The organism is Pseudomonas sp. LBUM1662 (assembly GCF_059695915.1).
On the sequence record NZ_CP166793.1, the window covers coordinates 1,128,155 to 1,153,481 of the forward strand.

General features: G+C 60.4%; 20 protein-coding genes. 4 read left to right on the forward strand and 16 right to left on the reverse strand.

Features of this window, described 5'->3' with window-relative positions; all coding sequences use genetic code 11:
* The first annotated feature begins 50 nt into the window (after positions 1-50).
* The 4 genes from ACA049_RS04900 (at position 51) to ACA049_RS04915 (ending at position 4,968) form a co-directional block, all read left to right on the forward strand.
* Positions 51-1,562 (forward strand): efflux transporter outer membrane subunit, encoded by a 1,512-nt coding sequence (locus ACA049_RS04900; protein ID WP_497333563.1) that lies wholly within the window; start codon positions 51-53, stop codon positions 1,560-1,562.
* 148 nt (positions 1,563-1,710) lie between these two features.
* Entirely contained in the window at positions 1,711-3,903 is a 2,193-nt protein-coding gene (locus tag ACA049_RS04905) for an FUSC family protein (protein WP_497333565.1), read from the forward strand.
* Positions 3,893-4,093 (forward strand): DUF1656 domain-containing protein, encoded by a 201-nt coding sequence (locus ACA049_RS04910; protein WP_007896379.1) that lies wholly within the window; start codon positions 3,893-3,895, stop codon positions 4,091-4,093. Before ACA049_RS04905 ends, ACA049_RS04910 begins: the two co-directional genes overlap by 11 nt.
* Positions 4,094-4,104: 11 nt before the next feature.
* On the forward strand, positions 4,105-4,968 hold the full coding sequence (locus ACA049_RS04915; RefSeq protein WP_497333567.1) for an efflux RND transporter periplasmic adaptor subunit: 864 nt from the start codon (positions 4,105-4,107) through the stop codon (positions 4,966-4,968).
* An 86-nt stretch (positions 4,969-5,054) separates the two neighbouring features.
* Here the strand turns inward: ACA049_RS04915 and ACA049_RS04920 are convergent, their stop codons facing one another.
* The 16 genes from ACA049_RS04920 to ACA049_RS04995 form a co-directional block, all read right to left on the reverse strand.
* Complete coding sequence (locus ACA049_RS04920) at positions 5,055-5,453, reverse strand: DUF4440 domain-containing protein (protein ID WP_497333569.1); 399 nt, start codon at positions 5,451-5,453, stop codon at positions 5,055-5,057.
* Between the two features lie 137 nt (positions 5,454-5,590).
* Positions 5,591-6,415, reverse strand: a complete 825-nt coding sequence (locus ACA049_RS04925; RefSeq protein ID WP_497333571.1) for an SDR family oxidoreductase — start codon at positions 6,413-6,415, stop codon at positions 5,591-5,593.
* Positions 6,416-6,448: 33 nt separating this feature from the next.
* Positions 6,449-6,913: a multidrug transporter gene (locus ACA049_RS04930; RefSeq protein ID WP_497333573.1), complete on the reverse strand. Its 465-nt coding sequence runs from the start codon at positions 6,911-6,913 to the stop codon at positions 6,449-6,451.
* A 170-nt stretch (positions 6,914-7,083) separates the two neighbouring features.
* Entirely contained in the window at positions 7,084-8,046 is a 963-nt protein-coding gene (locus ACA049_RS04935) for an IS110 family transposase (protein ID WP_497331004.1), read from the reverse strand.
* Between the two features lie 329 nt (positions 8,047-8,375).
* On the reverse strand, positions 8,376-9,827 hold the full coding sequence (locus ACA049_RS04940) for a mannose-1-phosphate guanylyltransferase/mannose-6-phosphate isomerase (protein WP_497333575.1): 1,452 nt from the start codon (positions 9,825-9,827) through the stop codon (positions 8,376-8,378).
* Between the two features lie 212 nt (positions 9,828-10,039).
* On the reverse strand, positions 10,040-10,693 hold the full coding sequence (locus ACA049_RS04945) for an alginate O-acetyltransferase AlgF (RefSeq protein WP_042932354.1): 654 nt from the start codon (positions 10,691-10,693) through the stop codon (positions 10,040-10,042).
* Between the two features lie 17 nt (positions 10,694-10,710).
* A complete protein-coding gene (locus ACA049_RS04950; protein WP_497333577.1) occupies positions 10,711-11,886 on the reverse strand; it encodes an alginate O-acetyltransferase in 1,176 nt (391 codons plus the stop codon).
* Positions 11,887-11,897: 11 nt separating this feature from the next.
* Positions 11,898-13,463: an MBOAT family O-acyltransferase gene (locus ACA049_RS04955; RefSeq protein ID WP_497333579.1), complete on the reverse strand. Its 1,566-nt coding sequence runs from the start codon at positions 13,461-13,463 to the stop codon at positions 11,898-11,900.
* 216 nt (positions 13,464-13,679) lie between these two features.
* Positions 13,680-14,813, reverse strand: coding sequence for a mannuronate-specific alginate lyase (locus ACA049_RS04960; protein ID WP_497333581.1), 1,134 nt, complete (start codon positions 14,811-14,813; stop codon positions 13,680-13,682).
* Positions 14,814-14,824: 11 nt separating this feature from the next.
* On the reverse strand, positions 14,825-16,273 hold the full coding sequence (locus tag ACA049_RS04965) for an alginate O-acetyltransferase (RefSeq protein ID WP_497333583.1): 1,449 nt from the start codon (positions 16,271-16,273) through the stop codon (positions 14,825-14,827).
* A gap of 10 nt (positions 16,274-16,283) precedes the next feature.
* Positions 16,284-17,873 (reverse strand): mannuronan 5-epimerase AlgG, encoded by a 1,590-nt coding sequence (algG, locus tag ACA049_RS04970; RefSeq protein WP_497333585.1) that lies wholly within the window; start codon positions 17,871-17,873, stop codon positions 16,284-16,286.
* 26 nt (positions 17,874-17,899) lie between these two features.
* Positions 17,900-19,387, reverse strand: a complete 1,488-nt coding sequence (locus tag ACA049_RS04975) for an alginate export family protein (RefSeq protein WP_497333587.1) — start codon at positions 19,385-19,387, stop codon at positions 17,900-17,902.
* Positions 19,384-20,811 (reverse strand): alginate biosynthesis TPR repeat lipoprotein AlgK, encoded by a 1,428-nt coding sequence (gene algK, locus ACA049_RS04980; protein ID WP_497333589.1) that lies wholly within the window; start codon positions 20,809-20,811, stop codon positions 19,384-19,386. Before algK ends, ACA049_RS04975 begins: the two co-directional genes overlap by 4 nt.
* A gap of 90 nt (positions 20,812-20,901) precedes the next feature.
* The gene (locus ACA049_RS04985; protein ID WP_497333591.1) at positions 20,902-22,071 is read right to left on the reverse strand and encodes a PilZ domain-containing protein; all 1,170 of its coding nucleotides are present in this window, start codon (positions 22,069-22,071) and stop codon (positions 20,902-20,904) included.
* Between the two features lie 35 nt (positions 22,072-22,106).
* Complete coding sequence (gene alg8, locus ACA049_RS04990) at positions 22,107-23,588, reverse strand: mannuronan synthase (RefSeq protein ID WP_497315735.1); 1,482 nt, start codon at positions 23,586-23,588, stop codon at positions 22,107-22,109.
* Positions 23,589-23,751: 163 nt separating this feature from the next.
* On the reverse strand, positions 23,752-25,068 hold the full coding sequence (locus ACA049_RS04995; RefSeq protein ID WP_497333593.1) for a nucleotide sugar dehydrogenase: 1,317 nt from the start codon (positions 25,066-25,068) through the stop codon (positions 23,752-23,754).
* Between the last annotated feature and the right edge of the window lie 259 nt (positions 25,069-25,327).

Here is a 25,327-nt window from a genome sequence, read left to right on the forward strand (position 1 = left end):
CACTCGACAGCTCCTACAGGGGATCTCCCTCAGTTCAGGAAATCGCAGCAGTGCCGCGTCGCATCAGCAGAGCGCTACAGACGCTCAGTGTTTTGGCTTTAACCCTGACCCTCAGCGGCTGCATCGGAACCGGAGGTATTGCCCCGCAAGGCAAGGCACTGGAGGCCAATTCACTGGCCACCGACGAAGCCATCCAGAGCGCCGCGCAGGACGCTCACTGGCCCACCGCGCAATGGTGGCAGGCCTATGGCGACCCGCAACTGAACCGCTGGATCGACCTCGCCGTGCAAGGCAGCCCGACCATGGCCATGGCCGCCGCGCGGGTGCGACAGGCCAAGTCCATGGCCGGCATCGCCGAGTCCGCCGAGTCGTTGCAGATCAATGGCGAATCCACCCTCAAGCGCCACAATTGGCCGACCGATCAGTTCTACGGGCCGGGCGAGTTGGCCAATACGACGACCTGGGACAACAACGCCGCGCTGGGTTTCAGCTACGCCCTCGACCTCTGGGGCCGCGAAAGCAACGCCACCGAGCGTGCCCTGGACATGGCGCACATGACGGCCGCCGAAGCGCGTCTGGCCCAGCTCGAATTGCAGAACAACATCGTGCGCGCCTACATCGAACTGTCGTTGCATTACGCGCAACGGGACATTGTCGAAGCGACCATGAACCAACAGCAGCAGATTCTCGACCTCGCGCAAAAACGCCTGAACGGCGGCATCGGTACCCATTTCGAAGTCAGTCAGGCGCAAACGCCGCTGCCGGAAACCCATCGCCAGATCGATGCGCTGGACGAAGAAATCGCCCTAAGCCGTAACCAGCTTGCTGCCCTCGCAGGGAAAGGCCCGGGCGAGGGCGCGCAGTTGCAGCGGCCGACGCTGTCGTTGGCCGCGCCGCTGAAACTGCCATCGTCGCTGCCCGCGCAATTGCTCGGGCAACGCCCGGACGTGGTCGCCAGCCGCTGGCAAGTCGCGGCCCAGGCGCGGGGTATCGATGTCGCTCACGCAGGTTTCTACCCAAACGTCGATCTGGTCGGCAGCCTCGGCTACATGGCCACCGGCGGCGGGGCGCTGGAGTTTTTGACCGGCAAGAAACTCAACTACAGCGTCGGCCCGGCGATCTCGTTGCCGATCTTCGACGGCGGGCGTTTGCGTTCGGAGCTGGGCGAAGCCTCGGCGGGGTATGACATTGCCGTGGCCCGGTACAACCAGACGCTGGTCAATGCGCTGAAAAACATCTCCGACCAGTTGATCCGCCGCGAGTCGATGGACAAGCAGCAAACCTTCGCCGCCGAGTCCGTGGCCACTGCGCAGAAGACCTACGACATCGCGATGATCGCGTATCAGCGAGGGCTCACCGATTACCTCAACGTGCTTAATGCGCAGACCTTGTTGTTCAAGCAGCAGCAGGTTCAGCAGCAGGTTCAGGCGGCACGGCTGAGTGCGCATGCTGAACTGGTTACGGCTTTGGGCGGTGGGCTGGGTGCAGGAAATGATGTGCCGAAGGACAGCCAGACCCAGGCACCCAAAACCCCGGCACTGCTTAAGACCCTCTCGAATTGAACACGGACCCCTGTGGGAGCGGGCTTGCTCGCGAAAGCGCTGTGTCAGGCGCCATCTGCATTGACTGACACTCCGTCTTCGCGAGCAAGCCCGCTCCCACAGGGACCGAGTTCTCACCGCATAACCTTCGACCAATGAGCAGGATTTCATGACTCCCTTGCCCGCACCTCTGCGCTGGCTGTATTCCCTAGAATGGCGCCGGGGTTTCTTCGACTGGGCGCGCAGCGATGGCGTGACCTGGGTTTACATTTTCAAGGTGCTGTTCGCCGCGTTCCTGACCCTGTGGCTGGCGATGCGTCTGGAATTGCCGCAACCGCGCACGGCGATGATCACCGTGTTCATCGTCATGCAACCGCAAAGCGGACAGGTGTTCGCCAAGAGTTTTTACCGCTTTCTCGGCACCCTGGCCGGGTCGGCGGTGATGGTCGCGCTGATTGCCTTGTTCGCGCAAAACACCGAACTGTTCCTCGGCTCGCTGGCGATCTGGGTGGGCATCTGCTCGGCCGGCGCCGCGCGTTATCGCAACTTTCGCGCCTACGGTTTTGTACTCGCCGGGTACACCGCCGCGATGGTCGGATTGCCAGCGTTGGCCCACCCGGACGGCGCATTCATGGCGGCGGTCTGGCGGGTGCTGGAAATCTCCCTGGGGATTCTCTGCGCCACCGTGGTCAGCGCCGCGATCCTGCCGCAAACCGCCAGCGCGGCGATGCGCAACGCCTTGTATCAGCGCTTCGGCGTGTTCGCCTTGTTCGTCACCGATGGCCTGCGTGGTCGCAGCAAACGGGAGGCGTTCGAAGCCAGTAACGTGCGCTTCATTGCCGAAGCGGTCGGGCTGGAAGGGCTGCGCAGCGTCACCGTGTTCGAAGACCCGCACATGCGTCGGCGCAACGGCCGACTGAGTCGCCTGAACAGCGAGTTCATGGGCATCACCACGCGGTTCAACGCCTTGCACCAGTTGCTCGAACGCCTGCGCAGCAGCGGCACCGATCATGTGGTGGCGGCGATCAAACCGGGGCTGCAGGACCTGGCCGAATTGCTCGACGGTTTCAGCGGTCGCGCCTTGACCAGCCCCGACGCCGCACGCCTGGCCAGCGCGTTGGCGACCTACAAGGAGAACCTGCCGGCGCGGGTTCGCAGCCTGCGGGCAACCTTTCAGGAGAGCGAGCCGAGCGACGCCGAGCAGCTCGATTTCCACACCGCCTACGAACTGCTTTATCGCTTCGTCGACGAGTTGCACAGTTATGCGCAGACCCACGCCTCGCTGGCCGATCACAGCCATGCGCGGGAGCAATGGGACGAGCCGTTCACCCCGCAAACCAACTGGATGGCATCCGCCGCTTCGGGGATTCGTGCGGCATTCATTTTGGTGGTGCTGGGCAGTTACTGGGTGGCGACGGCGTGGCCGAGCGGGGCGACGATGACCTTGATCGCCGCGGCCACCGTCGGCCTGTCCGCCGCGACGCCAAACCCGAAACGCATGGCCTTTCAGATGGCGTGCGGCACTTTCCTCGGTGCGCTGATCGGCTTCGTCGAGATGTTTTTCATCTTCCCGTGGATCGACGGTTTTCCCTTGCTGTGCGTGATGCTCGCACCGGTGATCGTGCTCGGCTCGTTCCTCACCTCGCGCCCGCAATATGCCGGTGTCGGCCTCGGCTTGCTGATCTTCTTCAGCACCGGTTCAGTGCCGGACAACCTCACCGTCTACAACCCTTACGCCTTCATCAACGACTACATCGCGATGGTGCTCGGCATGCTGGTGTGCGCGGCGGCCGGGGCGATCATTCTGCCGCCGAACAGCCGCTGGTTATGGCGCCGGCTCGAGCAGGATTTGCGCGGGCAAGTGGTGTACGCGATCAGCGGAAAACTCAAGGGCCTGGCATCGAGTTTCGAAAGCCGGACCCGGGATTTGCTGCACCAGGCTTACGGCCTCGCGGCAGGTCAGCCGCAGGTGCAACGGGACCTGCTGCGCTGGATGTTTGTGGTGCTGGAAGTCGGCCACGCGATCATCGAATTGCGCAAGGAACAGGCGATTCTGCCGGTGCATCCGGCTTATGCCGAATCCCAGCCGTGGCGCCAGGCGATCCGCGTGATGGGCCGCTCGCTGGTGCGGCTGTTTCTGCAACCGAGCCAGAGCAATCTGGAGCGTGGATTGATCGCAGTCGACCATGCGATCAGTCGTGTGCAGGCCACCGACGAACCGTTTGCGCCGCACTTCGACACTTCCGCTTTGCGCCGGGTGAAGAGCTACCTGCACTTCATCCGCACCTCGTTGCTCGACCCGCAATCACCGCTCAGCGCCTACGCAACAACCCCTCCGCAAGGACTTGAACATGCCTCGTGAAATCGCCTTCCACGGCGTGTACATGCCGACCATGACGCTGATGTTTTTCATCGCCGCGGCGCTGGCCTGGGCGCTGGACCGGTTTCTGTCCGGGTTCGACCTGTACCGTTTTTTCTGGCACCCGGCGTTGCTGCGCCTGAGCCTGTTTACCTGTCTGTTCGGCGCCCTGGCGCTGACTGTCTACCGTTGAGAACGCTCCCCATGAAAAAGCTTTTCAGCCTGCTCGCCACTCTGTTGGTGCTGGCCCTCGCGATATGGATCGGCCGCACCCTGTGGGTGCATTACATGGACACGCCGTGGACCCGCGACGGTCGGGTGCGCGCCGACATCATCAATGTCGCCGCCGACGTCACCGGCGAAGTGGTGGAGGTGCCGGTGCGCGACAACCAGTTGGTGAAGAAGGGCGATTTGCTGATGCGCATCGACCCCGAGCACTACCGCATCGCGGTCAAACAGGCGCAGGCACTGGTGGCTTCACGCAAGTCGACGTGGGAGATGCGCAAGGTCAACGCCCATCGCCGCGCCGACATGGATGCGTTGGTGATCTCCAAGGAAAACCGCGACGACGCCAGCAACATTGCCGACTCGGCCCTGGCCGATTACCAGCATGCCCAGGCGCAACTGGAAGCGGCCGAACTGAACCTCAAACGCACCGAGGTCCGCGCTGCGGTGGACGGCTACGTCACCAACCTGAAGGTGCATCGCGGCGATTACGCGCGCATCGGCGAAGCGAAAATGGCCGTGGTCGATATGAACTCGTTCTGGGTCTATGGCTTCTTCGAAGAAACCAAACTGCCGCACGTGCGGGTGGGCGATAAAGCCGACATGCAGTTGATGAGCGGCGAAGTATTGAAGGGGCATGTGGAAAGCATTTCTCGCGGCATCTACGACCGGGACAACCCGGAAAGTCGCGAGTTGATCGCGGACGTGAACCCGACGTTCAACTGGGTGCGCCTGGCGCAACGAGTGCCGGTTCGGATTCACATTGATGAAGTGCCAGAGGGGGTGCTGCTGGCGGCGGGGATTACGTGTACCGTCGTCGTTAAATCGGCGGCTGGCGAGTAACCCTGTTGCGAGGGAGCTTGCTCCCGTTTGGGGGCCGCTTCGCTACCCAGCGTGAGCAAGCTCCCTCGCGACAAAAGGCGACCGTTTCAGCCCTTGCAAAACGTCTCATGCAAATGCCGCCAGACCACCTTGCCACCGGTCTGTTTCTCAAACACCACTGTCGACCGGCGATCGGAGTGCAGGCCCGTCGCATCCGTCTGCTGCTCGCGATAACTCACCACCGCGCCGCCGTCGTACAGCGCGATACCCCGTAAATCGCTGAGTTCAATCCTGAAACCGAGCTTCCTTCCGCCCGCCAGCAGGAACAACTCGTTCAACGCCTCGAAATCCAGTACCCGGCCCAACGGCGAGACCATGGAAAACTGTGGCGAAAAACGCGTCAGCAGGCGTTCAAGCGCGGACTCGTCCTGGTCCTCGGCCAGCCATTGTTCGATGGCGACATGGGCCTGGATCACTTCGTCGAAGTATTCGGTGTAGTCGGTCATGGTTGTTTCCTGAGTTTTTGCAGCGTCTGGTCTGACGTCTTCGCGGGCAAGCCTCGCTCCTACAGGGATGGGCAAATATTGCGAACGACGCGAACCTGTAGGAGCGAGGCTTGCCCGCGAAGAACGATAACGCGGTCCTACAGTTGCCCCTTAAGCCCGAACCGCTTCATCAACCCCGCCTCCAGCAACCCTTTCGGCAGCAACCCCGCCAACAACGGCAACGCCCGGCTGCCATTGCCCAGACGAATCATCCGTGGTGGTTTGTCTTGCTGCACAGCCTTGAGCAAACCAACGGCAAATTCACTGGCCGGCGTCGGTTTGTCCTGAGACGCCTTGGCGCGCGCGCGAATGCCTTCACGCAACGGCCACCACGGCGACTGTTCAGTAATCAATTGCTCTGCCTCATGCCCGGCATTCTTGGCAAAACTCGAGGCGATGGCGCCCGGCTGCACTTCCATCACGCGCACACCAAACGGCGCCAGCTCCATGCGCAACGCATCGCTTAACGCATGGACAGCGGCTTTCGAAGCGCAATACGCGCCGGCAAACGGCGTGACCAATACCCCGGAAACGCTGCCGATGTTGACCACCAACCCCTTGGCACGACGCAGCACCGGAAACAGCGCGCGTGTCACTCCGATAATCGCAAACACATTGGTTTCGAACTGCCGCTGCATCGCCGGCACCCCGCCGTCGAGCAGCGGGCCCATGGCGCCGTAACCGGCATTGTTGATCAACACGTCGAGGCCGCCATGTTGCTGGTTGATCTGCTCGCTCAACTGTTCAAGGGCCTCGCCGTCATTGACGTCCAGTTGGATGGCAGTGAAACCGGCGGCGGCCAGGACCGCCACGTCTTCAGCCTTGCGGGCGCTGGCCCAGACTTCGTAGCCGGCGCCTTTGAACACATCGGCGAGGGCGCGGCCAATGCCGCTGGAGCAACCGGTAATCAACGCAACGGGCATGGCGCGGTCCTTGTGCAAAAAGAAGTAGTGGGATCAGTCGGAGAAACTACCCTGCAAACGCTCGGCGCGAAACTCCAGGGTTTGCGGGCGATAGCCGGGGCGTAACGGCGGCAGGGGCAAGCAGTCTTCCCAATTGGCGCCGGCCTGCAGTTCGCCGGGGCCGCGATAGCGCGGAGCGGCGTATTGATTGTCGGCCAGATTGACCGTATCGCCCGGCGCGTATGCGGCAACGCGCCAGCGCAACTCGGTCAGCGGCACATCGTTGCCATTGTTCATGGTCAGCTGCAACGGGCGGTCCGCCGGGCAGTGCTCGGGCGCGTAGATGATGCGCAACTCCAGGCGCGCCAGTTGCTTGACCTCGCGACTGTCCATCCAGATCACCCACGTGGCCACCAGGCCCAGGCCAATGGCGGCCGCCACAGAAACAGGTAATGCCTTGGCCGGGTAGCGCAGCAACAGGATCAGCCAGGTAATGACCAGCAGGACGCCGATGAACATGACGCAAAACCTCGGGAAGGGAGAAGGTCATCCTACCTAAGCGTACGGAAGGTGGCGATGGCTTGATGTTGGCGGTGTTCTGACTCGCCTCATCGCGAGCAAGCTCGCTTACACAGTGGACCGGAATCGACCCCAAGATCTGTGGCTGACCGAAAACCCTGTGGGAGATTCTATGTTGCAGGGGAACCCTGCTGCCTCAAATTCGGCTGGTATTCGCTCTGGTTTTTCATGAGCGCGAATGCCACCCGGCACAGCTTGCGAGCGAGGATGACCAGGGCTTGGGTTTTGGCCAGGCCTCTGGCCAGATAGGATTCATAGAACGGTTTCCAGGTGAGAGACCTGCAAGCCGCCATTGCCGCGTTGTGAGCCAGACGCCGTAACTCTGTATCGCCTTTTTTGCTCAGGCGACGGGGGCTGTTCTTTTTCCCGGAGTCTTTGGGCCTCAAGTCCATTCCCAAAAAGGCAATGAACGCATCGCCGCTGGCGAAGTGGCCGCGCATGAAAGCGGTCGCCAAGCCGATAGCCGTCAGATCACCAATCCCCTCAATGGCTTTGCAGCGCTTGATGTTTTCGGTAATGCCGGCCCTTTTACTGACTTTGAACAGTAACTTCTGAATGGCCTGTTCAGATTGTTTGAGGGACTTCAACAGCCGGGCCAGCTCATCGTTCAAGAGCAGTTCGCTCGACCAGCTCAGCGTGAGACTCACACGCAAGTTGACCAGTTCTGCGCGTCGATGCAGCAGACTTTTCAACACCTTGTAGTCCTGCGGAGGTGGACTCCAGACGCGCAGCCGCTGCTGTTCACTGCTCAGGTAACGCGCCAGAAGGCGCGCGTCACAAGGGTCGGTTTTCGCCCGCTGGCCAATGCTTTCGCGGTAATGGCTCAGCCGATAAGCATCCACCACGTAAACCCGGTGCCCCATTTCATGGGCCAGTTCAACCGTGTCCAAGTGGTAAATGCTGGTGGCTTCCAGGGCAATTGAGCTTTGCGCAGGCAGCATTTTGAGCCAACGGCCAAGAGCCTCACGGTCGTTGTTGATGTGTTGAGTGGTTTTCAGGTCTTCGCGGTAAGCCACGATTTCGGCCTTGGCCACATCGATACCAATCACCGTTGGTGAAGTAAGGATTGTCATGACGAATCCTCGGAGCTAGGGTTTAGGTGCTTGTCGGGGTTTACCCTTGCGCTGGCTTGCCTCTATCGTCGGTTGTACCGATGAATTCCTTATCGGCGCTTTGGGTAGAAAGGGCGGGACGAGAAGTCTCCCACGGTCCGTACTGGCAAGAGTCGGAATCGAGCTTTTAGTCCCGCCCACCCCTTCAAGTCTAAACATACAAGCGAGCTTGCTCGCGATGAGGCCAGCCGAGGCAACATAAAATCCAGATAAAAAAAGCCCCCGCCCAACCCGCTGCGGATAGGGAAAACGCAGCGGGTCAGACGGGGGCTTCTCGTTTTGCTTAACGCTTACTGCGCGATGGTTTTCACCGACACGCCGCGTTCGATCGGGGTGGAGCGACCGTAGATATCTTCAAACCGCTCGATATCGTCTTCGCCCAGGTAGCTGCCCGATTGCACTTCGATGATCTCGAGTGGAATCTTGCCCGGGTTGCGCAGACGGTGAACCGAAGCGATCGGGATGTAGGTCGACTGGTTTTCGCAGAGCAGGAACACATTTTCGTCGCAGGTCACTTCGGCGGTGCCGCTGACCACGATCCAGTGTTCGGCGCGGTGGTGGTGCATTTGCAGCGACAGGCACGCGCCCGGCTTGACCGAGATGTGCTTGACCTGGAAACGGCCGCCCATGTCGACCGAGTCGTAGGAGCCCCACGGACGATAGACTTCGCAGTGGTTCTGGGTTTCGGTGCGGCCCTGTTCGTTGAGGGTGTTGACCATTTGTTTCACGCCTTGGACCGAGTCCTTGTGGGCGATCATCATGGCGTCCTTGGTTTCGACGACCACGATGTTTTCCAGGCCGATCACCGACACCAGTTTGCCGTTGCCGTGGATCATGCAGTTTTTGCTGTCCTGAATGACCACGTCGCCTTTGGTGACGTTACCGTTGGCGTCTTTGTCGTTCACTTCCCACAGCGACGCCCAGCAACCGACATCGCTCCAGCCGGCGGTCAGCGGCACGACGCAGGCGCGCTGGGTTTTTTCCATCACCGAGTAGTCGATGGAATTGTCCGGGCAGCAGGCGAAGGTGGCTTCGTCGATGGTGACGGTGTCGGCGTCCTGTTCGCTGCGCTCAAGCGTCAGCAGGCAGGTGTCGTAGATGTCCGGATCGTGTTTTTTCAGCTCTTCCAGGAAGCGGCTGGCGCGGAACAGGAACATGCCGCTGTTCCAGAAGTAACCGCCGGACTGGACGAACTCGGTGGCGCGTTTCACGTCCGGTTTTTCGACGAAGTGCGAGACGCGGCTGACGCCTTCGGGCAGCAGCGAGTCATTGGTGGACTTGATGTAGCCGTAGCCGGTTTCCGGTTTAGTGGCCGGGACGCCGAACAGCACCATTTCGCCGTTTTCGGCAGCGACGGTGGCCAGGGCCAGCGCGCGTTGCAAGGCTTTCTGGTCTTCCAGTACGTGGTCGGCCGGCAGCACCAGCATCAACTCGTCACGACCTTCATTGACCAGCATCATCGCAGTCAGGGCCACGGCCGGCGCAGTGTTGCGGCCGAACGGTTCCATCAGGATGCGCTGGGTTTCCAGTTTACGGTTGGTCAACTGCTCGTTGACGATGAAGCGGTGGTCTTTGTTGCAGACCACGATCGGGGTGTCCATGCCTTCAAACACCAGGCGTTCCAGGGTTTGCTGGAACAGCGTGTGTTCGCCGGTCAGGGCGAGGAACTGTTTAGGGAACTGCTTACGGGAAAGCGGCCAAAGACGTGAGCCGCTACCACCTGACAAGATCACCGGAATCATGTTGTTACTCCTTGAAAATCGTATGGGTCAGAGCTACTGCGTTCTGTCGTTTCACTCTTGTTCTTGTTCCGTGTCCGGATGACACCTCGGTCCACTGTGGGAGCGGGCTTGCTCGCGAAGGCGGTGTATCAGTCGACATCATGGGTGGATGTCAGACCGCTTTCGCGAGCAAGCCCGCTCCCACATGGGAACGGGTCAATCCAGCAAATGTATTAGCGCGTCGAAACCGGGCGTTTTACCCAGACTGGCGACAGGCTGCTGCCTTTACCGGTGACGTACAGCACGGCAGCTTCACCGCGTTCCAGGGCAACCGGTTTCACGTCGCCGACTTTGGTCGCGCCGTCATACAGGGCCAGGCTGACTTTGACCGGGTTGATTTCACGCTCGCCACGGCCCTTGGCCGCTACGGACGGAACCACTTCAGTCTTGCCGTCAGCGGTTTTCAGGGTCAGGGCCTTGTCGCTGAGGTTCTGTACGCGAACCAGGGATTTCTGCTTGTTCTTGAACGGCGGCTCTTCGATCAGTTGTGGCGCGCCGCTGGCGTTGTTGACCAGGGTGTAATAGTGATCGCCAGCCAGTTTCACCGGCAGGGTCTGGCTGCCGACCTTGGCGCTGTAGTCGCCGCCCGGCATGAAGCTGAAGTCGGTGCTGGACAGTGGCGCGACTTCGGCCAGGTTGGTGCTGCCGACGGTGGCGCTGACTTCAGCGTTACCGGCGTTGTAGACACGCACGAAGCTCGAACCTTTTGGTGCAGTCGGGCCGTAGAGTGCAGCGTCGCCAGCGAAGGCGGACATCGACAACACGCTCATGCCAGCAACAAGTGCGAAGGTCTTGGCGAGACGGCGAGGAGTAGTAGTGAAAGTCATGGTAGTACCTCTCTCTTTCAGTTTTGCGCCCGGTCGGGCGTCTCGGATTTAGTGTTTGCGGCTACGTTTTGTTGGCGAGCACCAGCTTCTTTGAGCTCTGCGACCCACTGCGGGTCGGCGTCGCCGATTTCGTTGTTCACAGGCAGATAACGTTCAGGAAACTCCCAGATCAGCACCTGTGGCGGGCTGTTCTTGAAAGCATCGCTTTTCAGGTAGCTGAGCATCGGCAGAATCGGGCCGTGGCCGTCTTCGGCGTAATTGACCACGTCGCTGTTCAGCGCTTGTTTCAGCGCACCGACGAAGTTCCAGTTGGGGTTGGCGCTGTAGCTGGTGCCGATCAGGGCCACCGGCACTTCAGTGTTGGCGAACAGCGCGTCATCACCGGCAGCCTGGTCTTGCGCGACCACGGTGTTGCGCTTTTGCAACGGTTCGGTCTTCGGCATCAGGTTTTCGAACAGCGGGTCCAGCGGCAGGAACAACCGCAGGTCGCCCTTGTGCGTGACCTTCTCCGCAGGGGTAGTGACGAAGTGTTGCGGCTCGCCGCTCAGCGGGGTTTTTTCGGCAATGGTCTTGGCCAGGGTCTCGGCGGCGATTTGTGCGCCTTCCGGGGTCCAGTGAGTGTCGGTGCGCAGGAACACTTGCTGACCGTCGAGCTTGGCTTTCAACATCGGGCCGAACAGGTCGGGTGCAATGATCTTGTTGGCTGCCACACGAGCGTGGAAGTCTTCATAGAGGTTGGCGTGAATGCTCGAAGGCTTCACTTCGCCCAGGTGTTCCGGGTACAGGCGAGTCTTGGCTGGCACGATCGCCATCACCAGTTTCACGCCTTTGGCCTTGAGTTCCTGGCGTACGCCTTCTACGAGCGCGTAGTTGCCTTGCAGGTTCAACTCTTCGTTGACGATCGGGTTGAATTCTTCATCGCTGTACAGCCATTGATCGCGGCCGAGCACGACGCCCGGACGACCTTCGTTGAACAGTTTGAAATCCAGCGCGGCCCAAAGGTTGGTGCCCAGGCGCTTGATCGGGAACTCTTCGTCGTAGTGCGTTTCCACGGCTTTGGCCCAGCGGCCATTGAGCACTGTCGCATCGGCGTTGGTGCTGAACCCGAGGAAGCTGCGCGTCGACCACAGGCCCAGCACCAGCAGGGTCACCATGAACAGGGCGATGTAGAAGATACGTAATGAGCGGGTCATGGTCAGATCCCTCAGAACTGGAAGTAAAGGAACGGCGAGAAGCTTTGCGCCGAGAGTTTGAAAATCGAGGCGATGAACAGCACCAGGACCAGCGTGCGCATCACGTAACGGGACCAGTCCGCCGTCCAGTAGGCCGGTTGCACGGTGGCTTCAACGCCGACGGTGTAGCCAGGCTCGTGGATGCTGGTCGGGTTGTCGCCCGGTACGGCTTTGATCATTCCCGGTGTAGCGGCGGCCGGGCCATCGGCCTCGACGTTGACCACAGGCTTGGTCTTCTCAGGCGGCAGGTTGCTGTAGAAATCGCGGATGCCGAAGAACGCCAGGGTCATGTAAGCCACCACCAGGGTCGCCACTTGCAGGCCGGTGAGGCTGGCCTGGTTGAGTTCCGACAGCGACCATTCACCGAAGCTGAACATCGCGCCGTACATACGACCGGCGACGTGCAGGTTTTCCGAACGGAAGATCACCCAGCCCATGACCACGAGCAGGAAAGTCAGCGCCCAGCGGATCGGGTTGATGCTGCGCGGCGAGGTGTTCAGGCCCAGCGCTTTTTCAATCGCCAGCCACATGCCGTGCCACGCACCCCAGACGATGTAGGTGATGTTCGCGCCGTGCCACAGACCACCGAGCAGCATGGTCAGGAACAGGTTGCGATAGGTCATCATCGTGCCTTTGCGGTTACCGCCCAGCGTGATGTACAGGTAGTCACGCAACCAGGTGGACAGGCTGATGTGCCAGCGACGCCAGAACTCGGTGATCGACTGACTGATGTACGGCTGCTTGAAGTTTTCCATGAAGCGGAAACCCATCATCAAGCCCAGGCCGATGGCCATGTCGCTGTAGCCGGAGAAGTCGAAATACAACTGCGCGGTGTAGGCGAGGGCGCCGAGCCAGGCATCGCCCGTGGTCGGGTTCTGCAAGGCGAAGCAATGGTCGGCCACCACCGCGAGGGTGTCGGCAATGAACACCTTCTTGATGAAACCCTGCATGAACCGCGTGGCACCTTCGGAGAACTTGTCGAGGGTGTGGGTGCGGTTGTTGAACTGGTCGGCAAGGTCGCGAAAACGCAACACCGGGCCGGCGATCAAGTGCGGGAAGATCGCCACGAAGGCGGCAAAGTCGATCAGGTTGCGGGTTGCCGGCGTGTCACCACGGTAGACGTCGATGATGTAGCTGATGGACTCGAAGATGTAGAACGAGATCCCGATCGGCAACAGCACGTGGGTCAGGATGAACGGCGACAGACCGACCGAGGTCATCATCGCGTTGATGCTGTCGACGCCGAAGTTGGCGTACTTGAAGTAGCCGAGGATGCACAAGTCGACTGCCACGCCGAGCAGCAGCCAGCGTTGGGCCGGTTTGGTCCGGACGCCTGCGGCACCGACTTTGAGGCCAATCCAGTAGTTCCACAGCGTGACGGCTGCGAACAGCGCAAGGAAGTCCACACGCCACCAGGCATAGAACACGTAGCTGGCGATCAGCAGCAGCAGGTTGCGATAGCGTATTCCGCTCAAGTAGTACATGCCGAGAAAGATCGGCAGGAACAAAAACAGGAACACGTTGGATGAAAATACCATCCCGGTCTCTCCATGTTTAACCAACAGTCAAGGGCCAACGGCCCCCCCAAACCCCCCACCGAAAACCTGGGGGACACATCACACAAAATTCATGTCTTGCGCTGACCCTGTGGGAGCGGGCTTGCTCGCGAAAGCGGTGTGTCAGTCGACAACAATGTTGAATGTCAGACCGCATTCGCGAGCAAGCCCGCTCCCACAGGGGATTTGCGTTTGGTTCTAGGAACCTTTTTTGCCTTTCTCGTTGGCCGGGTCGTAGACCTTGGTCAGGTCACCCCCGAGGCGGAAGGTCTTGAACGGCTGCATCTCGTGTTTTTTCTCGAGCACATCCGGCGAGCAGGTGTAGAGCGTGCAGAACGGTTCCAGCCAGGCGAATTTCGAGTCGACCTTGAGGTCGGTCATGTCCTGTTCCTTACCGTTCTTTTTCTCGAATTCGTCCGGGTCTTTAACCCCCGACAGCACTCGATCACCCAAGCGTTTCAGCGCGCCGTTGTTTTCCTGACGCAGATCCACACCGTTGACCAAGGCAAAACTGGCGATCATCGACAGCGGTGGCAGGGCGTAGTTGTGATAGGCGAGGGCGCGTTGCTGGCGCTTCAGTTCGTTGGGCAGGAAACCTTCGGCGTCAACCTGATTGGCGCCGACTTTGTATTCCTTCACCGACCAGTCGAACAGGTCGCGACGGTTGGTGGCGATGGACGTTGCCATCACCGACCAGGCGGACCAGTAGGAGTGGTTGTTGGTTTTTTCCAGCGGCAGGTTGTCCCAATCGCTGACCACCTGATCGGCCATTTTGCTGAACCAGGCTTCGATCAACTGCGACTCTTGCTGATGGTTGGCCAACGGGTGCGAGTCGGAGAACTTCAGGCGAATGTACGCCGAGGCCATGCTGCCCAACGCCCATTTGCGCATGGACTTGCCGGTGTGGTTGAAGTCCTTGGACATCAACGCATCGGCCTTGGCCCATGCGGTCAACCAGTTCAGGGTGCATTCCAGTTGTTCCGGACGACCATCACGCATGTACTGCATCACGCGCTTGCTGGTGCCGCGCTCAATCTTGGTGATGTCTGCGGTGGTCTCGCGGAAGGCTTTTTCCGAGGCTTCGTTCAGGGTCGAACGGGCCTTGTCGGAGCCTTCGTACTTGCTGCGAAATTGCAGCGAGCCGGTGTACGGCGTTGGCATCGCGTCACAGCCTTCGCTCTTGTCGCCGGTTTTGACTTTTTCAATCGGCGCGAAGTAGCCCTGTGGCGGGCGCAGTGGCGCGGCGGCCTGGGTCGCGCCGGCGAACATGGCCAGCGTCAGCAGTGACGGTGCGAGTAATCTTTTCAAAGTTCGGGTTTGCATGCATGTCATAAGAGGTTGCCTCATTGCCCGGCTTGAGCGGTACGCTGCCCAGCGCCAGGGAATACATTGCGTTTGCAGATTTTCGCTTCGACTTTCTGTGGCGTGGCACCTGCTTCAGGGCCCTGGATTTCGACGGCCAGCAGATTTTGCGTGGCCCAGTCTTCGTCCGTACGCAACTCAAAGGCAAAGCGCCCGTCGGTGTCGGAAGTTTCCGGTTTTTCGATTTTGATGTCCTCGTGGCGACCGTTCATGTACCAGAGGGTGGCTTGCAGGACTTTCACCGACGCATCGGCGAACTGGATGTCGACCTGGTGACTGCCGTTTTGCAGGTTCAGGTTCTTGCTATTGACCATTAATTCGTTCTTGCCCGGTTTCAACGTGGTGCTGCCGGTCATCTGTGCATCCTTTCCTTCGCAACCGTTGTCCAGCAGCGCCATCATCTGGCGGTAGATGGTTTCCTGGTCGAGGCGATAGAGCGGCGAGAATTCCCAGATCAGAATCTTCGGCGGCTTGGTCTGGAACTCTTCGCTGCCCAGGTACTGCAGCATCGAACCTTCCAGGCCACCGCCGGGGAACGCCACGTTGAGGATGTCGGCGCCGATGGCCTCTTCGAGGAAACCGGCGAAGTTGTAGTTCTTGCCACTGTGGCTGGTGCCGACCAGGGTGATCTCTGGATTGCCGGAGTCACTGAACAAGTCGCCGTCGGCGGCTTCGCCCTTTGGCTCGGTGGTGAACTGATCCATGTACTGGATCGCGTAGCTGGTGCCACAGAGTTGACCGGCCATGTTGTGTAATGTTCCGGTCTTGCCCATGCGACCCGACTTATGGCTCTCGAATTCGCGCTTGGGCACGTCGGCAAAGGCCGGCATTTTCTTGATTTGCTCACCGACGATTTTCGCCGTGCGCTGTGCGCCATACGGCGTCCAGTGTTGGTCGCCCTGGAAGTAGAAATCGTGGGCCGGCAGGGTGTCAGGCAGCGACTCGTTGGTCAGCGGCGACAGGTCCGGCACGGTGTAGCCCATCTGCTCGAAACGACCGAGCATGGTCTTGTAGTTCTTCAGCGCCTTGTCGAAATCGAACTTGGCTTTGTCTTCAGGATTGAGCTTGTTGCGGTTCACCAGACCACGGGTCGGCTGGTAAACGACGACCAGTTCGATGCCTTTGCTCTTGAACGCATCGTGCAGCTCTTTCATGCGTTTGTAGCCGGCGGGTGAGGTGTCGAATTCGGTGCGCAAGTCTTCCTGTGTACGGAACAGCCAGTCGCCCTGGGCCTGCACCAGCGTGGTGAAGTTCTGCTGATAGCGCGTGGTGTAGTTCTTCGCGTCGTGGGCTTCGGGGCACAGGTTGCAGCACGGTTCGGCGCTGAATTTCGGTGCCTGGATTTCATCGGCCCGAACGCCGGCGCTGGCCGCGAGAATGCCGGCGGTCAGGGCCGACAGGCTGAGTAATTTGATCAAGTGTGGGTGCATAAAATTATCCTCAGTCCTGCATTTCGGTCTGGCGTTCGACAGGGTCGATCAGCACGGCTTTCTGCTGGCGCACCAGCAGGTCGAGAATTTCATCCTGGCGCTCGCCAAGAATCCCGTTGAAGCTGATGCCACTGGATTTGGTCGGCGCGAGCATGGACACGCGATACAACTCGACGCTCAGCGGCGAGTCGATGGACAGCGGTCCGCTGCCGTTGCCGGCCAGTTCGCCGCCGACGATGATCAGCGACACCTGGGCGTCGAACGGGTCGAGCTTGATGTCCCGGTCGGTGTCGCTCAGGTCCTTGATGTGGCCGTAAACACCGGTCAGGCCGTTGGCCATGGCGAGGTTTTCGTAGAGGCGGATGTTCACGCTGTTACGAATACGAATGCCGTGGCGACGGTTGCTGATCACCTTGTTGCCGTAGATCAGATTGTCGCCACTCTCGTAGAGGGTGATGCCGTCGGTGTGGTTCTTGTAGATCTCGTTGTAGGCGATCAGGTTGTTGACGCTGTTACGGTCGATCACCAGGCCCGACAACTTGTTGTCGTAGCTGCGGTTGTTGAAGATGAAGCTGTCGTTGACCTCACGGGAAATAATGATCCCGTGCTTTTTCTTGGTCCCGTAAACGGTGTTGTCGGCGATGATCAGACCGTGGGAACGGTCATGCGGGTCAATGCCGTAGACGATGTTGTCTTTGTAGGTGTTGCCCTTGACCACGAAGTCGCGGGCTTCGTAGCAGTAGAAGCCGTACCACATGTCCGAGAACTCGGAGCCGACGATCCAGCCAGTCGGTTCAGGACGCTTGAGCACCTTGGCCATGTTCGGCGTGTATTGGGAAATACTCACGCCGTAGGACTTACTGTTGGCGTAGCCGAAACTGGCGATCTTGCTGTTGGCGATGTAGGTTTCGGTGCCGCCCCAGGACAGCAGGAACGGACGGAATTCCTTGGGCGACTTGAAGGCCGCCGGGCCGTTTACCTTCTCGCTCCAGCCAGTGATTTTGGTGTCACGCACGAACAGCTGGCCGTCGTTGACCAGGAACGAACCGGCCTCTTGCGACAGGCGCAATTCCTGGGTCTGCTTGTCGATTTCCAGAATGCCGTTTCTGCCGACCACGATCGGCAACTTCGCCAGGAACACGCCCGGCGAGGTTTCGCTGAAGTACTGTTTGGGTACTTTCTTGGCCAGGTCCTTGAGGTTCATGTAGCCGTCGTCGACGAAGATCGCCTGCGGGATGCCGTGCTGACGCACCACCCATTCAGCCATCTTGTTGTCGCCGCCGATGAAGTCCTTCAGCGCGTCTTCCTGCATCATCCGGCGCACGCTGATCTTGCCGGCCTTGGTGCGCACGATTTTCGCGGCGATGGCTTCGGCGGTGTAGCCGGAGGTATCCGGCAGTTTCGGCGCAGCCAGTTCCAGCGGCGCGGTCGGCGCGCTGCTGACGGTGTAGGTCTTGGCCTGTTGCAGGCCTTTGGCGATGGTCGCCGGCTGCCCTTTCTGCGCAGGCGCGACCGGCTCCACCGAGGCGAGGGCCACCGAGCTGGCCAGCAGCATCGCGCCGGCCAGCAAGGTCAACGAGCCTCTCTTCGGACTGTTCATGTCAGGAACTCCCTTCGCGGTTCGCATCAGAAGCGCCAGATCACGTCGATAAACGCGCGGTGCATGTACGAATCGACACCTTTGCCATACGCATCGCCCGGCTTGAACACACCGCCACGCAAACGCACGAGGGCCGAAGGCTCATCGATCGACTGACTCAGGGAGGCCGGTAGCAGGCCTTGCTTGAAGTACTTGGTGACGACCACGTCCATTTCCTGGCCGAGGTCTTTGCTGCCATCTTCCAGCGGCAGGGACGTGCTGGACAGAATCGCGCCGGTGCCGTCGTCGGTGTTGTTTTCAACGGCGTTGATGCCGTTGCTCCCGACCGGCTTGTTGCCGTCGACACGCCAGAATTTGTGGTAGATCAGGCTGGCGTCGTATTCGTCGTTGAGCATCCACGAACCGAACAGGGTGGCGGACTGCATGTTTTGCATTTCGCCGCGAAAGGCTTCGCCGAAACGGTGAACACGCGAGCGCGTACCGGTGTAGTTCGAGCGGTTGCTTTCCAGGCCGTTCTGTTCGTAATCGGCGCTGGCGCGGGCATAGGCTGCACCGACTTGCCATTGCGGATCGAGGCGCAGGCGCACGCCCAGGTCGGTGGCCCAGCCGTCGACGTCGCCGCTGGTCTTGGGTTGGGCCGGCGCGGTGCCGTCGGCGTTCAGCGGGTTGACCTTGTCGCGGTCGCCGCTCATGCCAGTGACGCTGCCCCAGTAGTTGACGGTGTTGGTGTTGCGCCAGTTGTAGGCATCGCTGTCGGCGGTAAGGCCGAGCCAGCTGATGTCGCCATTCTGTTTCTTGTCCAGGGAATCGGCGGGAACGCCCGGCTGCGCGTAATCAAGTTTGCCGTCATCGTGGGTGTGATGACCGCGAATGCCGACCCAGTTGCCCGGGGTCCACTGATACGCTGCATCAGCGTAGGCGTGCAGGCGATCCTTGTCTTTCGGCGCCAGCTCGGTGAGGTCGGTGCGGTATTCGCTGAAGCGTTCGGCGACACCGGCGTTGGCGCGCAACAGGGTGGTGTCGAAGGTCCAGTTCAGGGCTTCGATGTTGGTGTCGCGCCATTGGCCGTCGTCGTTGTGCAGGCGTTGACGACCGAGCTTGAGCATCTCGCCGGGGTACGGCGTGAGGCCGCTGTAGCCGACCCAGAACTCGCGCATCGCCAGATAATTTTTCTTGGTCTTGCGGTCACCGTTGTCGGTGGCCTGGGTGCCGTCACTGTCGGACTGCTGCAGGGTATCGGTTTCGATGATGTCGGTAGACGTCACGGCCTGGCCCATGGCGTAGGCGCTCCACGCGCCGCTCTCGCCATAAACCCACGGACGCAAATCGAGGCCGACGCCGTTGACGTCGCCGCCGCTCTGCGTACCCAGATCGGTATCGTCTTCGGACTGGGCAGTGACTTTCACGTCAAGGCCGTAGTTCTGGGTTTCGGTCAGTGCCGCCAGGGTCGGGCACGACCACAAGAGGGCGAATGACAGGCCGATACCGGCCTTCACGAATGGATTCAACTTCATAGGGATTCCTCGCCGTCTTCTTCTTGCAGGGCGTGCAGTTCCAGCGTGTTCTGGCTCAAGGCACCACGAACGGCCTGTTCTTGTTTCAACAGGCGTTGGGCCTCGGCGAGCTGGGCAGGCGGCAGTTGCGCTTCAAGTGTTTGTGCAAGCTCGGTGGCTTGCGGGGTGTTCTGCGCCTTGGCCAATTGGCTGAAGACGTAAGCGTTAAGCGGGTCGGGCTTGGTGCCCTTGCCTTGGGAAAACAGTTGGGCAATGGCGAAGTCGGCGCTGTTCTGGCCGTTGCGCGCCGCCTTGAGCAGGTGGTCCAGCGCTTTCTGCGAATAGACCTTGCCCAGGTAACCGCGACGGTAGATCTGGCCGAGGTAGTAATCGGCGGCCACTTCTCTGTCGACGGCTTTCTTGAAGTGTTCTTCGGCGAGCTTCGCGTCGGCCGGGACCATTTTGCCTTCGTAGTAGAGCTTGCCCAGCAACAGTTCGGCACGCGGCTGATCAGCGGCGCGACCGTTGTCCAGGTACTTCATCATCGTGTCGACGTCGCCCAGTTCCGGGAAGTCGTAGAGCAATTGCGCGAGGCTGACCCAGGACGCGGGGTAGCCCGGAGCGATGCTTTCGAGCAGCGTCTGAGCGGTTTTCTCGTCGGTCTTGCCCAGGCTTGCATCACCCAATACACGAGCGACGCTGTCCACCCGTTGAGCAGTCACAGTGCCGCGAGCATGAGCGGCTTGCATCTGCTTGATCAGCTCGGCCTGTTGCTCAGGCTTGGCCTGTTTCTGATAGACCGTGGCCAGTTCGACGTAGCAGATGTCGGTGGTGTTCAGCGCGGCCTTGCAGATGGTTTCCACTTCGTCCAGGTGCTGGTCGTAAGTGCCCTGGGTGCGATAGAGCAGCACTTGGGCCAGGCCCGCTTCCGGTTTGCCTTCGGCGCGCCATTGGCTGATCTGTTGCTGGGCGTTGACGTTCGGGAAACTGTGCGGGTATTGCAGGTACAGCATCGCCAGCGGGATCAGGGTGTTGCCTTCGCCAGCGGCCGAGGCTTTCTTCAGCAGGCCTTCGGCTTCGTGCTGTTCGGCTTCGGTGGAACCCGGCTTGGCCACCAGCAGGCGACCGAGGCGAGCCTGGGCCCGCGGCGAAACGCTGGCCGCGGCGCGGTAAGTCGCCTCGGCCTGTTTGATTTGTGCCGGGTCACGGCTGTCGACCTGGATATCGGCGAGGCCAACTTGCGCTTCGCTGTAACCCAGGTCTGCCAGTTGCTGATAGTTCTGCGCCGCCAGCGCGGTGTCGCCGCGCTTGAGGGCTTCGTTGGCCAGACGCTGGTCGGGCAGGCCGACGCAGCCGGCGAGGCTTACGGCCAGGGCGATTGCACACAGTGGGCCCATGTGGGAGCGGGCTTGCTCGCGAAGCAGGCGCTGCGGTGCATCAGACATACCGAGCTGATCCCTTCGCGAGCAAGCCCGCTCCCACAAGGTGTGCGGTGCGTTCAAGATTTTTGAGATAGTCACAGGCATGTCCTCGACTTAAAGACCGGAAGCCATGGCTTTGTCGATCAGCCAGTTCAGGTTCGGACCACGGGTGGCGTTGACTTCAACCGGGCGACCGGCGAACTTGCTGTCCAGCGGCTCGTCCGGCTGGATCAGCACGCGGATGTCGGAGGAAAGGTCGGCGCTTTTCAGGCTGGTGCTGCTGACGATCTTGCCGCTGCGGGTGGTGTCTTCACCGGCGATCTGGAAGCTGACTGCGCTGCCTGGCAGCACATCACCGAACTGGCGATAGGTGAAGCGTGCTTCAACGTTGGCTTCGCTGTTACGCGGCACCAGTTGGAAGATCACGTCGCCCTTGCTGGCGTACTGACCGTTGGCGACCAGTTGCTGAGCCACGGTGCAATCGCACGGCGAGGTCAGGGTGCCGGTCATTTGCTTGCCGAACAGCTCTTCAACCTTGGCCGGTTGCAGTTGATTGTCGTCAAGGTGGCCCTTGAGTACATCGAGCATGCTGGTGCTGAACGTCGCGAGCGGAGCGCCTTTGGCGGCAACGCCGTCAGCCTTGATCAGGCTCTGCACGGTGCCGTCGCGCGGCATGGTGATGTTCATCCCCGGCACGCTGACCAGGCCAGCCTGGGCGTGGCTGACGAAGTACATGCCGTACACCGACTTGAAGATGAAACCGAACGCCGCCAGACCGACGAGGAAAATCGCCAGGCTGAAGGTCACTGCACGCAGACGACCGAACGCGCTCATGCCGTGGCCGCCGTCCTTCATCTTGCGCGCCTTGGTGAAGTTGTCGCGCTGCAGGGTGGCCAGCACTTCACCCATGCTGACGATGTCGCCGGCCAGGTGCGAGGTGATCAGGTGGCGCAGGGTCGAGATGTCTTGGGGTTCCAGGTTCTGGAACTGGCAACCGACACGACCGGTCGGGCGGTCGAAGGAGCGCACTTGCAGCTCCACGTCCATGGCCAGGCCGAGGTTATCGATGACAAATTGCAGGCGAGCCTTGTACACGTCGCCGATTTTCAGCGGCAGTTGACCGGCGTTGAAGGCCAGACCGCCAGCGGAGAGGTCGATCACTCGAGCTTCCATCGGGGTCCGATCGGGACCGAAGAAGCGCAGCTTGGCCGGAATTTTTACTCGGGCGTGTTGGCGCTGGGCTTCTGACTCATGCACTACGTTGGCGTTGACGGCGGTATTCATATGGGCGATTTCCTAGTTAATTCAGGCGAGTTCGGTCAGACCATCATCAGCAGCACGGCAACAAAAATGCTGCCGGCGGAGAAGGTCATGGTCCGAGACGACCAAGTGTTGAACCAACCTTGAAAGCTGGCGAGATCACGGGTCAGGGAAGTGGGCTGGCGACTCCAGGACTGTCGGTCGAGGCGGAAGAACACGTAGATCTTCACCATCGCGCCGACGATCTGGTTGTAATAGAGAATCGCCGGGTAGGCCGGGCCGATCCGGTGACCGGACAACGACAGCAGCACGGTCAGGATCAGACGGGTAATGCCGATCCACAGCAGGTACACGAGGATGAACGCGGTGCCGTACTTGAAGCTGGCGATCAGCGCGACGGTCAGGCCCAGCAGCGAGGTCCACATCGACACGCGCTGATCGAACAGCACCACCGAGGTGAACAGGCCGAGGCGTTTAACCCCCAGGCCCAGGGCGCGGGCGTTCTGGCGCAGGTTGTTGCCGTACCAGCGGAACATCAGTTTGCGACTGGCCTTGATGAAGCTTTTTTCCGGCGGGTGTTCCACGGTGTGGATCGCGGCGTCGGGCACGTAGAACGTGTCGTAGCCCAGACGCATCAGGCTGAACCAGCTCGACTTGTCGTCACCGGTCAGGAACTTGAAGCGGCCCAGGCGCCAGTGTTGCAGCGAGTCGCTTTCCACGTCGGCGATGAAGTCCGGGTTGGTGACCACGGTCGCGCGGAACACCGACATCCGGCCGGTCATGGTCAGTACGCGCTTGGACAGGGCCATCGAGCACATGTTGATGTGGCGCTGGGCGAAGCGCAGTTTGTGCCACTCGCTCATGATGTAGCCGCCACGCACTTCGCAGAACTCGTTGGTGGTCAGGCCGCCGACATTGCCGAACAACTGGAACCACGGCACAGTCTTGAGCACGGTGCCCTCAGCGAGCACGGTGTCGCCATCGATCACAGCCACCACGGCGCGGTCGTCCGGCAGGTGGCGGGAGATTGCGCGGAAACCGTAGGCCAGGCCATCACGCTTGCCGGTGCCGGGAATGCGCACGAAGTCGAGCTTGACCCGATCCGGCGGATTCATCTTCGTCCAGAGGCTTTTCACCAGCTTCTCATCGGACATTTCCACGATGGAACACACCATGGTGGTCGGCAGGCCGCAGTCGATCGCTTCGCGAATGACGGAGGCGTAGACCTGTGCGGTGGTCAGCGCGTCGATACGGAAGCTGGTGACCATCAGAAATACATGGGACGGGTTTGCCGCGTCACCCAGCTTGCGCACTTTGCGCCGCAGGTGCGGGTAGACCACGTACAGAAACAGCATCCCGCGCACAAAGTGCGTGGCGCCCATCGAGTAGCGCCAGATGCCGATGAAACCGATGAGGAAGATGAAATCCTTCGAATCGGAATCGAATGTGGACGCAGGCAACGCCATGGCGATGCCCATCAATAAACTTAGGTAAAACAGCCAACCGGCGGCCTGAAGTAGGCCGTGCTTTAGCCTGTGCATAATCTGCATCCGTCTCTATCTCGGGCGAGCCTGTGGGGTGGCCCGATGGGGTTAAGGCAGGCATAAAAACCGTAGGAGCGAGGCTTGCCCGCGAAGGCGGCGTGCCTGACACACCGCGTTGCCTGGTTCGCCGGCAAGCCTGGCTCCTACAGGGAGCGGCTTGTTACCAGCAGATGCCTTCGGTACGGCCACTGACGCTGGTGGCTTTGGTCATGAAGCCGACCAGGTCGACGACTTGCTTGCCGTGCGGAGCGTTCTGCGCCAGGGCGCGGAATTTCTCGTCACGGTTGCCGAGGATGATCACGTCGGAGTTGGCGATGACGTCGTCGAAGTCAGCGTTGAGCAAGGACGAGACGTGAGGGATCTTCGACTCGATGTAATCCTTGTTCGCGCCGTGGACACGGGCGTATTCGACGTTGCTGTCGTAGATGCTCAGGTCGTAACCCTTGCCGATCAGCATTTCCGCCAGATCAACCAGCGGGCTTTCGCGCAGGTCATCGGTGCCGGCCTTGAAGCTCAGGCCCAGCAGGGCGACTTTGCGTTTGTCGTGGCTGGAAACGATGTCGAAGGCGTTCTGCACCTGGGATTCGTTGCTGCGCATCAGTGAGTTCAGCAGCGGCGATTCCACGTCCAGGGCACCGGCGCGGTAGGTCAGGGCGCGCACGTCTTTGGGCAGGCAAGAGCCGCCGAACGCGAAGCCTGGGCGCATGTAGTACTGGGACAGGTTGAGTGTCTTGTCCTGGCAGACCACTTCCATCACTTCGCGACCGTCAACGCCGCACGCTTTGGCAATGTTGCCGATCTCGTTGGCGAAGGTCACTTTGGTGGCGTGCCACACGTTGCAGGTGTACTTGATCATCTCGGCAACGGCGATGTCCTTGCGGATGATCGGTGCGTCGAGCTCTTCGTACAGCGATTGCAGAACGTCGCCCGAAGCCTTGTCGAACTCGCCGATGACGGTCATCGGTGGCAGGTCGTAGTCGGCGATCGCGGTGCTTTCACGCAGGAACTCAGGGTTCACTGCAACGCCGAAATCAACACCGGCTTTCTTGCCGGAGCAGTCTTCAAGGATCGGGATGACAACGTTTGCGACAGTGCCCGGCAAAACGGTGCTGCGAACCACGATGGTGTGGCGGGTGGTCTTGTCACGCAGGACAAAACCGATCTCGCGGCACACGGCTTCGATGTAGTTCAGTTCCAGGTCGCCGTTCTTCTTGCTCGGCGTACCGACGCAGATCATCGACAGATCGGTGTCGCGAATCGCCTCGGCGAAGTTGGTCGTGCCGCGCAATTTGCCCGTCTCGATGCCCTTCTTCAGAAGTTCGCCCAGACCCGGTTCAACGATCGGCGATTTACCGGCGTTGATCATATCGATTTTGTCTTTGGCAACATCGACGCCTACGACGTCATGGCCCCGTGCAGACAGGCAACCGGCACAGACTGCGCCGACGTAACCCAAACCAAATATGCTGATGCGCATCGCAATTACCTCTGTGTTTTATCAAGCCATTACATGGCCGGAGTTAATGGTGTTCAGCGGTATAGTGCACTCGGAAGTGCGGCTTACAGGCGCCACAGTGCCGCGTGCAGGCATACAAAGTTCCGAGTGTCTAAATAAGTGCACTCAAGATGTGCGCAACTAGGCCTTATTATTCTGATGTGCCCTGTTATGCAGCCGATCTTCTAATCAGAGGATCGTGAGCAAAGGTCTTGCGCGCTCAAAGCCAGGCAAGAAGCCC